Origin of the sequence: Vibrio sp. Y10_XG_PY6, from assembly GCF_024181795.1 — a bacterium.
GTDB lineage: Bacteria > Pseudomonadota > Gammaproteobacteria > Enterobacterales > Vibrionaceae > Vibrio > Vibrio diabolicus.
Map to the genome: position 1 here is coordinate 63,570 of NZ_JAMZAQ010000002.1, position 13,396 is coordinate 76,965.

Consider the following 13,396-nt stretch of genomic DNA (forward strand, 5'->3'; position numbering starts at 1 on the left):
GTCACCTAATAAACGGTAAGCATAATCAAGTCACTCGAATCACACAACGGCTGCAATCAAGAATAGTGAAGCCGAAGAGCAATTAGACATAAATCAGGCATAGAGCATGGCACGCATCTTTCAACCGAAAAAGAAAACCCAACTCAATACTCGTCATCAAGCGGTGCAAGTGGAGCGTTTAGATCACCACGGCGCAGGTATTGCTTACCTAAAGAAAAAACCGCTGTTTATTGATGGCGCAGTGCCGGGAGAAGAAGTCGTCACACAATTAGTGGAAGAAAAAAGTAAATTTGCTCGCGGTAAACTGATTAAGATTCTCAAGCCGAGTGACACTCGCGTGGAGCCATTTTGTCCGCATTACCACGAGTGTGGTGGCTGTGATTTGCAACATCTAGATTATGACCAACAATTGACGTACAAACAGCAAACACTGCGTCAGCTGATGCGAAAATTTTCAGGCAATGATATCGAGCTTGATGCGCCATTATTAGGGGATTCACTGGCCTATCGTCGTCGTGCGCGAGTGAGCTTATTTGTCGATAAAAAAACACGTCAGCTACATTTTGGTTTCCGTAAAAAGCAGAGTAAGCAAATCGCGCAAGTGACCGACTGCCCAGTGCTGGCGCCGGAACTGAACGTTCTGCTTCCAGAGATTTATTCAGCACTAAAAGCGTTTAAAAAGCCGGAGCAATTGGGCCATGTAGAGCTGGTTCTTGGTGATAATGGGCCGTGTATTACGTTGCGTCACTTGAGTGCTCTGACAGCGAGTGAAACTCAATCTCTAACGGAGCTGGCAAAACGTCGTAATGCATCGCTGTACTTAATGCCAGCAACAGATCAGCTAAACCTTGTTGAAGGCGATATGCCTTTTTATCAAGAAGTTGGCGTGAAAATTCCTTTTGCGCCAAATAATTTCATTCAAGTGAACCAAGCCGTAAACCAAAAAATGGTCAAGCAAGCGGTTGAGTGGTTAGACCCGCAAAAGAGTGACCGAGTGTTAGATTTGTTCTGCGGCGTAGGCAACTTCAGTTTACCGATTGCGAAGTTAGCTAAGCACGTGGTTGGGGTTGAAGGTGTTGCAGAGATGGTCGAAAAAGCCACAAATAATGCATCCTTGAACCAAATCAATAATGCGCAATTTTATCACGCTAACCTTGAGCAAGATTTTGAAGGGCAGGTCTGGTCGGCAGAACGGTTTGATAAAGTGCTGTTAGACCCAGCACGCGCGGGGGCAAGTGGGATCATCGATCAAGTTTCTGAGCTTGGCGCACAGCGTGTAGTTTATGTTTCTTGTAATCCTGCTACCCTTGCTAGGGACAGCCAAAGCTTGATGGAGCAAGGCTATAAATTAACTAAATTAGGTATGCTGGACATGTTCCCTCATACCAGTCATCTAGAATCGATGGCATTGTTTGAAAAGTCCTAACTTTAGGACTTTGGCCCCTTATTTGTGGTGGGTGGTCATAAAGCCAGCGTTTACGCGCAGGTAAAAGAACTAACCTGGACGGTGTTAGTCAAACCACACGAATATAATAATTAGGATGATGAGATGGTTGCGGTAAGAAGCGCGCATTTAAACCAAGATGAACAGTTTGAACTCGAAAACTGGGTGGCTAGCCTAGGACAAGAGAAAAACACAGCCTCACGCTTAATCGAAGTATATCGAGATTGCCAGACGGTATTAGCCGATAACGAGCAAGCGGAACTGTTGTTGTGGCGTGGACGAGAAATGATCGAAATTTTGATCACCTTGTCTATGGATCAGGCCACCTTAGTGGCTGCACAACTGTTTCCTTTGGTTTCAAGTGGTGCTTTTAACAGAGAAATTCTGGAAGAGAAATACAGCAAAGAAATCATAAAATTAATTGATGGCGTTGAAGAGATGGCGGCTATTGGCCAACTCAATGTCAACATGGAAGGCAGTGCAGCGTCATCTCAGGTAGATAACGTACGCCGTATGCTGCTTGCCATGGTGGATGACTTCCGCTGCGTGGTTATCAAGCTCGCGGAACGAATTTGTAATCTTATTGAAGTTAAAAAAGCGCCTGATGAGGTTCGACGTGCGGCGGCAAAAGAGTGTGCCAACATCTATGCGCCGCTAGCAAACCGATTAGGCATCGGTCAGCTGAAATGGGAAATTGAAGATTACGCTTTCCGCTACCAACAGCCGGAAACTTACAAACAAATTGCCAAGCAGCTTTCTGAGCGACGCATCGTTCGTGAACAGTACATCAAAGACTTTGTTGAAGACCTCACGCACGAAATGGAAGTGTCAGGTATTAACGCCGAAGTGAGTGGTCGACCTAAGCACATCTACAGCATTTGGCGAAAAATGCAGAAGAAGAGTTTGGCATTCGATGAGCTGTTTGATGTTCGAGCAGTACGTATCATCGCAGACAAACTGCAAGACTGTTACGCGGCTTTGGGTGTAGTTCACACCAAATACAAGCACCTACCGAGCGAGTTTGATGACTACGTTGCTAACCCTAAACCAAACGGTTATCAATCGATCCACACCGTAATTCTAGGGCCAGAAGGCAAAACCATCGAGATCCAGATTCGTACCAAGCAAATGCATGAAGAGTCGGAGCTGGGTGTTGCCGCGCACTGGAAATATAAAGAAGGGGCAAGCAGCCGAAGCGGTTATGATGAGAAGATCACGTGGCTGCGTAAGCTACTGGATTGGCAAGAAGAAATGTCAGATTCTGGCGAAATGCTTGATGAGCTACGTAGCCAAGTCTTTGATGACCGTGTTTATGCCTTTACACCACGTGGTGATGTTGTCGATTTGCCAATGGGGGCAACGCCGCTAGATTTTGCCTATCACATTCACTCCGAAGTGGGACACCGTTGTATTGGCGCCAAAGTCGGAGGCCGCATAGTACCGTTTACTCATAAACTACATATGGGTGATCAGGTTGAGATTATCACTCAGAAAGAGCCTAACCCATCGCGAGACTGGTTAAACCCATCATTAGGCTTCGTTCATTCTGGCCGCGCGCGTGCCAAAATTAACGCCTGGTTCCGAAAGCAAAGCCGTGAGAAGAACCTCGAAGCGGGTCGTGAAATTCTTGAACATGAGTTAGCAAAAATTGGCGCAACGTTAAAAGATGCTGAGCATTACGCTCTCAAACGGTTTAACGTCAAAACACCAGATGAGCTTTACGTTGGTGTTGGTAGCGGTGATTTGCGTATCAACCAAATCATTAACCATATTAATGCGCTCGTTAACAAGCCAACGGCAGAAGAAGAAGACCAGCAAGCACTGGAAAAACTGCAAGAAGCAGAGCACAAATCACCAGCGCAAAGCCGACCGAAAAAAGACGCCGTCGTTGTAGAAGGCGTTGATAACCTAATGACGCACCTAGCGCGTTGCTGTCAGCCGATTCCAGGTGATGATATCTGTGGTTACATAACGCAAGGGCGCGGGATTTCAGTACACCGCAGTGACTGTGAGCAGTTAGAAGAACTGCGCCATCATGCGCCAGAGCGTATCATTGATACTGTCTGGGGCAGCGGCTTCGTCGGGTCATACATCCTCACCGTCCGTGTTGAAGCGATGGAGCGAGGTGGTCTACTCAAAGACATTACGACACTGTTCGCCAACGAAAAGATCAAAGTGACCAGTATGAAGAACCGAGTCGATTACAGACGTCAACTTGCCATCATGGACTTTGACCTAGAAGTCACCAATATTGAGGTGCTTTCTCGTGTTTCGAAGCGTGTTGAGCAGATTAAGGATGTGATGACGGTGAAACGCCTCGGCTAACTTTCACGTCGTACTTGTCACTTTTACTGCGTTAACTGCGTTTTCTTGCTCCATCACATAGGCGAGCTATGCTCAGGAGTCGCGAAAACTTGTTGCCTTGTCAAAGTAACAATTACTTAGTGAAAGCTGCTGAGAAAATATAATGTAGAAGGTGAGTGGTTTTGGCTGCTCACCTTTTTCTTTAGTAGAAAGGTTTAAAGGAACAAAAAATGAGTCATCCAATTGAACAATTAGAACAAATCATGGCGAAGTTGCGTGACCCAGAAAACGGTTGCCCTTGGGACTTAAAACAAACCTTTGACACCATCGTTCCGCATACAATAGAAGAAACCTACGAAGTGGTGGACGCGATTCAAAATCGAGATTGGCCGAATCTAAAAGAAGAGCTAGGGGATTTGTTGTTTCAGGTGATTTTTTACAGCCAGCTAGCGAAAGAGCAAGAGCTGTTCGAATTTTCGGATGTTGTCGAAACTGTGAATGAAAAACTGACTCGCCGTCATCCGCATGTTTTTTCAGATGTTGAGTTTGAATCGGACGAGGAAATCAACGCCAACTGGGAAGCCGAAAAAGCAAAAGAAAAAGCGCAGGTAGGCAAAGCGGAAGAAAGTATCCTAGACTCAATACCAAACTCTTTGCCGGCACTTTCTCGTGCTACAAAGATACAGAAAAAATGTGCGAAATATGGATTTGACTGGGACTCTCTTGGCCCGGTCGTCGATAAGGTGCGAGAAGAAATTGATGAAGTCATGGAAGAAGCGCTACAAGTCCAGCCTGATGAAGAAAAAGTGGAGTTGGAACTTGGTGATTTGCTATTTGCGACCGTCAATTTGGCACGCCATCTTGATAAAAATCCAGAAGTCGCACTAGGTAAAGCAAACTTAAAGTTTGCGAGACGTTTTAAGCAAGTTGAAGTAAAGGTCCAGCAGTCAGGCAAAGCGCTTACAGATTGTTCTTTATCAGAGCTCGACGATTTCTGGGATGAAGTAAAGCGAGAAGAGTCGAGATAGGGGGGAAATAAGCGGAATATACAATATGAGGCCAGTTTGCCTCTTAACACGAAAACGGACTTTGGTTTGTCTTTGCTCACTTTGATTTGAAGCAAAAAATAAAAAATTACGGTGTGATAGATTTCACGTTGTGGCGGTAAGGAGCTTCTGGTATATTTATCTCCCGTCCAGAAGCACTCCATTTCCCTCATTCAACCAATTTCAGGTTAAACATGACGACAAATTACATTTTTGTTACTGGCGGGGTTGTATCCTCTCTAGGTAAAGGTATTGCAGCAGCATCTCTTGCGGCTATTCTAGAAGCTCGTGGTCTTAAAGTGACTATGATGAAGCTTGACCCTTACATCAACGTTGACCCGGGCACAATGAGCCCTACTCAGCACGGTGAAGTGTTCGTTACAGAAGATGGCGCAGAGACTGACCTTGACCTTGGTCACTACGAGCGTTTCATCCGTACCAAGATGACCAAGCGTAACAACTTCACTGCAGGTCGTGTTTATGCCGACGTACTTCGTAAAGAACGTCGTGGTGACTACCTAGGCGCAACTATTCAAGTTATCCCTCACATCACTAACGCGATCAAAGACCGTGTAATTGCTGGCTCTGAAGGCCATGATGTGGCTATCGTTGAAGTTGGCGGTACCGTTGGTGATATCGAATCACTACCATTTATGGAAGCGATTCGTCAGCTAGCCGTTGAACTAGGCCGTGAGCGCGCAATGTTCATGCACCTAACACTTGTTCCTTACCTAGCGGCAGCGGGCGAAGTGAAAACTAAGCCAACTCAACACTCTGTAAAAGAACTTCTATCTATCGGTATTCAGCCAGATATCCTGGTTTGCCGTAGCGACCGCGTTATTCCAGCGAATGAACGTAAGAAAATCGCACTATTCTGTAATGTTCCAGAAAAAGCAGTAATTTCAATGAAGGACGTAGATTCTATCTACAAGATTCCTCAATTGATCAAGTCTCAAGGTCTAGATGATCTTGTGTGTGCTCGCTTTGGCATCACAGCTCCTGAAGCTGATCTTTCTGAGTGGGAACAGGTTATTTACGAAGAAGCAAATCCTACTGGTGAAGTAACCATCGGTATGGTTGGTAAATACACTGAATTGCCAGATGCATACAAGTCTGTGAACGAAGCGCTTAAACACGCTGGCTTGAAAAACCGTCTAAGTGTCACAATTAAGTATGTAGACTCACAAGATATCGAAACAAAAGGCGTTGAGCTGCTAGAAGGCTTAGACGCGATCCTAGTTCCAGGTGGCTTCGGCGATCGTGGTATTGAAGGCAAGATCCGTGCGGCTCAATATGCACGTGAAAACAATGTGCCTTACCTAGGTATTTGTTTGGGTATGCAAGTTGCACTAATTGAATACGCGCGTAACGTTGCGGGTATGGAAGGTGCACATTCAACAGAATTTAACAAAGAGACTAAGTACCCTGTGGTAGGTTTGATCACAGAGTGGGTAGACGAGTCAGGTAACGTAGAAGAGCGTACTGAAAAGTCTGACCTAGGTGGTACGATGCGTCTTGGTTCACAGCTATGTCACCTAGAGAAAGGGACGAAAGCTCGTGAACTTTACGGTAGCGCGACGATCCATGAACGTCACCGTCACCGTTACGAAGTGAATAATGTGCTTCGTCCGCAAATCGAAAAAGCAGGTCTGAAAGTTTCTGGCCTATCAGCGGACAAGAAGTTAGTGGAAATGATTGAGAACCCAGCTCACCCATGGTTTGTAGCGGCTCAGTTCCACCCAGAATTCACATCGACTCCTCGCGATGGCCACCCATTGTTTGCAGGTTTCGTTAAGGCTGCGGGCCAAAACGCACGCGGCGAATTCGAGAAGTAAAAGGATACGGGCGGCGGCGAAGGTTGTGCTGCTGCCCTTTAAAATTGACATTTATATTTGAAACGAGAGGAAACATTAATGTCTAAGATCGTTAAAGTTCTAGGTCGTGAAATCATCGACTCACGTGGTAACCCAACTGTAGAAGCTGAAGTACACCTAGAAGGCGGTTTCGTAGGTATGGCGGCAGCTCCATCTGGCGCATCTACTGGTTCTCGCGAAGCTCTTGAGCTACGTGACGGTGACAAAGCACGTTTCCTAGGTAAAGGTGTTCTTAAAGCAGTTGAAGCTGTAAACGGCCCAATCGCTGAAGCTCTAGTTGGCAAAGACGCTAAAGACCAAGCTGCAATCGACGCAGTAATGATCGAACTAGACGGCACTGAAAACAAATCTAAATTCGGTGCTAACGCTATCCTAGCTGTTTCTCTAGCAAACGCTAAAGCTGCTGCTGCAGCTAAAGGCATGCCTCTATACGAGCACATCGCTGAACTAAACGGTACAGCTGGTCAGTTCTCTATGCCTCTACCAATGATGAACATCATCAACGGTGGTGAGCACGCAGACAACAACGTTGACATCCAAGAGTTCATGATCCAACCAGTTGGCGCTAAGACTCTTAAAGAAGGTCTACGTATCGGTGCTGAAGTATTCCACAACCTAGCTAAAGTTCTTAAGTCTAAAGGCTACAGCACTGCAGTTGGTGACGAAGGTGGTTTCGCTCCTAACCTTAAATCTAACGCTGAAGCTCTAGAAGTTATCGCAGAAGCTGTTGCAGCTGCTGGTTACGAACTAGGTAAAGACGTTACTCTAGCTATGGACTGTGCAGCATCTGAGTTCTTCGACAAAGAAGCTGGCATCTACAACATGAAAGGCGAAGGTAAAACTTTCACTTCTGAAGAGTTCAACCACTACCTAGCTGAGCTAGCTAACCAATTCCCAATCGTTTCTATCGAAGACGGTCTAGACGAGTCTGACTGGGATGGCTTCAAGCACCAAACTGAACTACTAGGTGACAAACTTCAACTAGTAGGTGACGACCTATTCGTTACTAACACTAAGATCCTTGCTGAAGGTATCGAGAAAGGCGTAGCTAACTCTATCCTTATCAAGTTCAACCAAATCGGTTCTCTAACTGAGACTCTAGCTGCAATCAAGATGGCTAAAGACGCAGGTTACACAGCAGTAATCTCTCACCGTTCTGGCGAAACTGAAGATGCAACTATCGCTGACCTAGCGGTAGGTACTGCTGCAGGTCAAATCAAAACTGGTTCTATGAGCCGTTCTGACCGTGTTGCTAAGTACAACCAACTAATCCGTATCGAGGAAGCTCTAGGTGAGCGCGCTCCTTTCAACGGTCTTAAAGAAGTTAAAGGTCAAGCTTAATTCTTAATTGAATAAGTTTAGCTAAATAGCTTTCTAGAAACGCTCCACTTCGGTGGGGCGTTTTTTATTTAAGAGCGATGAGCCGTTCTGGCCGTGTTGCTTGTCATACCTAAAGAAAGCAACCCATTTATCTGCATCGAGGAAGCTCTAGATGAGCACGCTCCTCCATGTTTCAAAGAAGCGGTCTTAAAGAAGTTCAAGCTTAGTTCTTCATTGGATTAACCGCTTAGATTGAAGCTTTGAAATACCCTGATTTTGCGGGGTGTTTTTGTATCTATAGGCTTGTATTTCTTGGTTTTACTTTGGTGAGTGCTAAGAATAGCTTCATATGTCTTTGTTTCATTTTGCTGCTTATTTCTTGTAAGGAGCGTGTGAGTCTCCCTTTCTCCCCTAGAGGCAACCTCGCATTTATGCTATATATGTCACCTTATCTAATTCCTTCCGGTACAGAATGTTAGCAGCGATATGCGAATCTTTGTTATAGCCCTTACGCTACTGTTTGGCTTGCTTCAATACACTCTATGGTTTGGTAAAAACGGAGTGTCTGACTACTACACAGTAAAAGATGAAATTGAAGTTCAGCAACAAGTGAACAGCAAGCTACAAGCTCGCAATAATGAAATGTTTGCTGAGATTGATGACTTAAGGCAAGGTCTTGATGCGATTGAAGAACGTGCGCGTCATGAGCTTGGTTTAGTTAAAGATGGCGAGACTTTCTACCGCATTATAGGTGAGGAAAATCATTAAAATGTTGGATGTGAACTCATCGCATGTCGCAATTGTTCCTGCTGCCGGTGTCGGTAGTCGAATGAAGGCTGACCGCCCTAAGCAATATTTATTGATCGACGGAAAAGCGGTGCTGGAACACACTGTAGAAAAGTTGCTGTCGCACCCACGAATTTCGAAAGTGGTTGTCGCCATTACCGAAGGTGACCCTTATTTTCCTGAGTTAACCATCGCGAACCATCCCGATGTAATTCAAGTCGCGGGTGGCAAAGAGCGCGCTGATTCCGTACTTTCAGGGCTAAACTATGTCAATGAACATCTGGAAAGCGAGTGGGTATTGGTCCACGACGCTGCAAGGCCATGTGTATTAACATCCGACATTGACCGTTTGATTGATGTTTGCTGCGCTCACCCAACGGGTGGCATCCTCGCATCTCCAGTGAGAGACACAATGAAGCGAGCAAATGCAGCACAAGATATCGGTCATACGGTAGAGAGAGAAGCATTGTGGCATGCATTAACTCCACAAATGTTTAAAACTCAACAACTAACTCGAGCACTGGCTGACGCATTAGAACAAGGCGTAGCCATCACGGATGAAGCATCGGCTTTAGAGTGGTTGGGCGAAACGCCTGCTTTAGTCCAGGGTAATGCGAACAACATAAAAATTACTCAGCCAGAAGATCTCGCGTTAGCCGAGTTTTATCTGAGCCGTGAGCGCGGCTAAAAAAGAAAGGATAAAAAATGATTCGAATTGGTCACGGTTTTGACGTGCATAAATTTGGTGGTGAAGGCCCGGTCATTATCGGTGGTGTTGCTATCCCTTACGAGCAGGGCTTAGTAGCCCACTCAGATGGTGATGTTGCTCTTCATGCTTTGACTGATGCGCTGCTTGGCGCGATTGCTGCGGGTGATATTGGTCGTCACTTCCCAGACACGGATGACAAATGGAAAGGCGCAGATAGCCGCGAATTGTTGAAAGACGTTTATCGTCGTGTCAAAGAGCAAGGCTACCGCCTTGGTAATGCCGATGTCACCATCATGGCACAAGCACCTAAGATGGCACCTCATATTGACGCGATGTGTGTGGCGATTGCGGAAGACCTAGAAACCGATATTAGTAACATTAACGTAAAAGCGACGACGACAGAGCGTCTCGGTTTTACTGGACGCAAAGAAGGCATTGCAACGGAAGCCGTGGTGCTTCTGTTCAAGCAATAATTAACCAACTTGCTCCTTAATGCTGTGTAAACAGCGGAAAAACATCATGTCAGATATTTTATCTTCATTGGCTTATCTAACGGGTAAGCCTGTTGCATCGGCAAAAATCAAAGCGCAACCAGAACATTTTCAGGTTCGTGAGGATTTAGGTTTTGCCTTTACGGGCGAAGGCGAGCACCTAATGGTGCGTATTCGAAAAACTGGAGAAAATACCAGTTTTGTTGCGAATGAGTTGGCGAAAGCTTGTGGAGTAAAGTCGAAAGACGTTAGCTGGGCAGGCCTTAAAGACCGCCATGCCGTGACGGAACAGTGGCTGAGTGTCCATTTACCGAAAGGGGAAACGCCGGACTTCTCGGCATTCCTAGCTCAATATCCGAGTATTGAAATCGTAGCGACTGATCGACACAACAAAAAACTGCGTCCTGGAGACTTAATAGGGAACGAGTTTGTTGTCACTTTGTCTGAAGTGACTGACGTTGAAGATGTAGAGCAACGCCTTGAAAAAGTGAAACAAGTTGGTGTGCCAAACTACTTTGGTAGTCAGCGTTTTGGCAATGATGGCAACAACCTTGAAGAAGCACGTCGATGGGGACGCGAAAACGTTCGTACCCGTAATCAAAATAAGCGCAGCATGTATTTATCAGCGGCGCGTTCGTGGATCTTCAACCGTATCGTTTCTGCTCGTCTAGAAAGTGGTGTGTTTGATAAATTTATCGATGGTGATATTGCACAGACAAGTTCTGGCACTCAGTTGATTGATGCAAGCAATATCGCAGATCTACAAGCACAATTTGCTGCTGGTGAAGTGGCAATTACCGCTGCGCTTGCTGGCGATAATGCGCTTCCAACTCAAGCGGATGCGCTTACTTTAGAACAACCGTTCTTAGATGAAGAGCCTGATCTCATGGCGCTGATTCGTGGTAATCGCATGCGCCACGACCGTCGCGATATTGCGCTGAAGCCAAAAGATTTAGCTTGGACGGTTGAAGGTAACAACATTACGCTGACTTTCTCATTGGATGCGGGATCTTTTGCAACCTCTATCGTTCGTGAGTTAGTTAATGAGGTTGAAGTAGAAAGAGAATACTAATGGAACAGGATTCACTAAACGCGAAGCCCCTAAGAGTCTTAATCAGCAACGACGATGGCGTACATGCGCAAGGGATTCATGCACTTGCTGATGAGTTGCGAGATATCGCTGAAGTGACCATTGTCGCACCCGACCGAAATCGTTCAGGTGCTTCGAATTCACTGACACTAGAGCAACCATTGCGTGTAACTGAAATTGCCCCAAGTATCTATTCAGTGCAAGGCACGCCTACAGATTGTGTACATTTCGCGCTGAATGAGCTGATGAAAGATGATTTGCCCGATCTTGTTTTATCAGGCATCAACCATGGTGCAAATTTGGGTGATGATGTTCTTTACTCAGGAACGGTAGCAGCAGCAATGGAAGGGCATTTCCTTGGTGTTCAGTCAGTTGCTTTTTCGCTGGTGGGTAAGCGTCATTTCGAATCTGCCGCAAAAATTGCACGTCAAATTGTGCAACAGCATTTAGCGTCTCCGATTCCAACGAATCGGTTATTGAACGTAAACGTGCCTGACTTACCAGCAGAAAACCTGGGCGAAATCGAAGTCACGCGTTTAGGTGCGCGTCATCACGCAGAGAATATGATTAAGCAGAAAGATCCGAGAGGTCATGATATTTATTGGCTAGGGCCTCCAGGAAAAGAGCAAGATGCGGGGGAGGGCACCGACTTTTATGCGATTGAACATGGTCGAGTTTCAATGACGCCTCTACAAGTTGATCTCACTGCTCATGAGTCGCTGCGTGCAATGGATAGTTGGTTAAAGGAAGAGAAGTAATGAGTAACCCACATGCTGACAGGTTGATAGCGTTTCTTATCTCCAGTGGCATCAAAGACCAAAGAGTTCTGGATGCTATCCAACGCTTACCACGAGAAAGCTTTGTCTCTCAAGCGATGATGCACCAAGCCTACGATAACAATGCGTTACCGATTGGTCAGGGACAAACTATTTCTCAACCTTATATTGTTGCTCGTATGACCGAGTTACTCGAACTAGAGCCAACGAGTCACGTACTGGAAATCGGAACGGGTTCCGGTTATCAAACCGCAGTACTGGCGAAAATTGTTGACCATGTATACTCCGTTGAGCGAATTAAATCGTTGCAATGGGAAGCAAAACGCCGTCTGAAACAATTGGATATCTACAATGTTTCAACCAAGCATGCTGATGGGTGGCAAGGCTGGGAAGCTCGTGGTCCTTTCGATGCCATCATTGTTACCGCAGCTGCAGAAGTGATCCCCCAAGCACTTCTCGCACAATTAAAAGATGGCGGTAAGATGGTGATTCCTGTTGGAGACACGGAGCAACAGTTACTAAAAATTGAACGTAAGGGAGATGAATATCTCTCTACTGTTGTGGAAATGGTTCGATTTGTACCTCTGGTTGCGGGTGATTTAGCTTAAGGGTTAGGGATAGGTGAGTAAGTTATTACGTCATATTGGTATTAGCTTTGTGTTTGCTGCAGGACTAGTTGGTTGTGCAGCGCATTCTCCTGCACCTGTCTCTAGCTTAAAGAAAGACTATTCAAGCCTTGAAAGAGGAAGTTACAGAGGGAGTTATTATGAGGTAAAAAAAGGCGATACACTTTACTTCATAGCTTATGTCACAGATAAAGATGTAAATGATCTTGTCCGTTACAATGAGTTAACTCAGCCTTACACCATCTACCCTGGACAGAGGCTAAAACTTTGGGCTCCGAAATATGTCGCCCCTAAATATGGCCAAAAAGTTGAACCCGTTGTGGTTCCTGTTGTTACGACGCCACCAGCCCCAGTGACGAAAACATCAACAGCCTCTAAACCGAAAAATTCAAGTAAAAACTCTAGTCAAAAACCTACAGAGACTAAGCCTAAAGTCGTACAAAAACAGCCTCCAAAGAAGGTTGAACAATCGAAAACAAAGGAGTATGTTGGTTCAAAAGATAACCAAAAAGTGAAGCAAAAAGCGCCAGTTACCACGGCGAAGAGTGATAAAGTTTCTAAGTGGTTGTGGCCAACAAAAGGGAGAGTAATCAAGAACTTTTCGGCGGGAGAACAGGGAAATAAAGGTATCGACATCGCAGGACAGCGTGGTCAACCTATCGTTTCAACCGCAGCCGGCACCGTTGTTTATTCAGGCAATGCGCTACGAGGTTATGGCAACTTAATTATAGTAAAGCATAACGACAATTATTTAAGCGCCTATGCACATAATGACAAACTGCTGGTATCAGAAGGACAAAGTGTAAAAAGCGGACAGAAAATCGCCACCATGGGTAGTTCAGGTGCAAAATCAGTCAAGCTACACTTTGAAATTCGCTATCAAGGTAAATCGGTGAATCCAAAACGCTATTTGCCTTAAAACTTTGAAAA

Annotated in this window: 12 protein-coding genes; all 12 read left to right on the forward strand. The window is 45.5% G+C overall.

From position 1 onward, the window contains the following. Positions 1-106 precede the first annotated feature (106 nt). The 12 genes from rlmD (at position 107) to NL644_RS08705 (ending at position 13,385) form a co-directional block, all read left to right on the forward strand. On the forward strand, positions 107-1,426 hold the full coding sequence (rlmD, locus tag NL644_RS08650) for a 23S rRNA (uracil(1939)-C(5))-methyltransferase RlmD (RefSeq protein ID WP_253658317.1): 1,320 nt from the start codon (positions 107-109) through the stop codon (positions 1,424-1,426). Positions 1,427-1,549: 123 nt separating this feature from the next. Next, positions 1,550-3,769 carry a GTP diphosphokinase gene (relA, locus tag NL644_RS08655; RefSeq protein WP_005393896.1) on the forward strand — a complete coding sequence of 740 codons (2,220 nt, stop codon included), beginning with the start codon at positions 1,550-1,552 and terminating at the stop codon, positions 3,767-3,769. A gap of 209 nt (positions 3,770-3,978) precedes the next feature. Then, positions 3,979-4,776: a nucleoside triphosphate pyrophosphohydrolase gene (gene mazG / locus NL644_RS08660; protein WP_114323636.1), complete on the forward strand. Its 798-nt coding sequence runs from the start codon at positions 3,979-3,981 to the stop codon at positions 4,774-4,776. A 212-nt stretch (positions 4,777-4,988) separates the two neighbouring features. After that, positions 4,989-6,629 (forward strand): CTP synthase, encoded by a 1,641-nt coding sequence (locus NL644_RS08665; RefSeq protein ID WP_005393892.1) that lies wholly within the window; start codon positions 4,989-4,991, stop codon positions 6,627-6,629. Between the two features lie 78 nt (positions 6,630-6,707). Next, a complete protein-coding gene (gene eno, locus NL644_RS08670) occupies positions 6,708-8,009 on the forward strand; it encodes a phosphopyruvate hydratase (RefSeq protein ID WP_005383785.1) in 1,302 nt (433 codons plus the stop codon). A 465-nt stretch (positions 8,010-8,474) separates the two neighbouring features. Further along, positions 8,475-8,756 carry a cell division protein FtsB gene (gene ftsB / locus NL644_RS08675; protein ID WP_005380907.1) on the forward strand — a complete coding sequence of 94 codons (282 nt, stop codon included), beginning with the start codon at positions 8,475-8,477 and terminating at the stop codon, positions 8,754-8,756. 1 nt (position 8,757) lies between these two features. Continuing rightward, complete coding sequence (ispD, locus tag NL644_RS08680; protein WP_065646112.1) at positions 8,758-9,462, forward strand: 2-C-methyl-D-erythritol 4-phosphate cytidylyltransferase; 705 nt, start codon at positions 8,758-8,760, stop codon at positions 9,460-9,462. Between the two features lie 17 nt (positions 9,463-9,479). Then, a complete protein-coding gene (gene ispF / locus NL644_RS08685) occupies positions 9,480-9,956 on the forward strand; it encodes a 2-C-methyl-D-erythritol 2,4-cyclodiphosphate synthase (protein WP_114323635.1) in 477 nt (158 codons plus the stop codon). A gap of 46 nt (positions 9,957-10,002) precedes the next feature. Beyond that, the gene (gene truD / locus NL644_RS08690) at positions 10,003-11,046 is read left to right on the forward strand and encodes a tRNA pseudouridine(13) synthase TruD (protein WP_253658318.1); all 1,044 of its coding nucleotides are present in this window, start codon (positions 10,003-10,005) and stop codon (positions 11,044-11,046) included. Next, the gene (gene surE / locus NL644_RS08695; protein WP_114323633.1) at positions 11,046-11,822 is read left to right on the forward strand and encodes a 5'/3'-nucleotidase SurE; all 777 of its coding nucleotides are present in this window, start codon (positions 11,046-11,048) and stop codon (positions 11,820-11,822) included. Before truD ends, surE begins: the two co-directional genes overlap by 1 nt. Then, positions 11,822-12,448: a protein-L-isoaspartate(D-aspartate) O-methyltransferase gene (locus NL644_RS08700; protein WP_074191789.1), complete on the forward strand. Its 627-nt coding sequence runs from the start codon at positions 11,822-11,824 to the stop codon at positions 12,446-12,448. The genes surE and NL644_RS08700 overlap by 1 nt, the downstream gene beginning before the upstream one ends. Positions 12,449-12,461: 13 nt before the next feature. Next, positions 12,462-13,385 (forward strand): peptidoglycan DD-metalloendopeptidase family protein, encoded by a 924-nt coding sequence (locus NL644_RS08705; RefSeq protein ID WP_114323632.1) that lies wholly within the window; start codon positions 12,462-12,464, stop codon positions 13,383-13,385. Positions 13,386-13,396 lie beyond the last annotated feature (11 nt).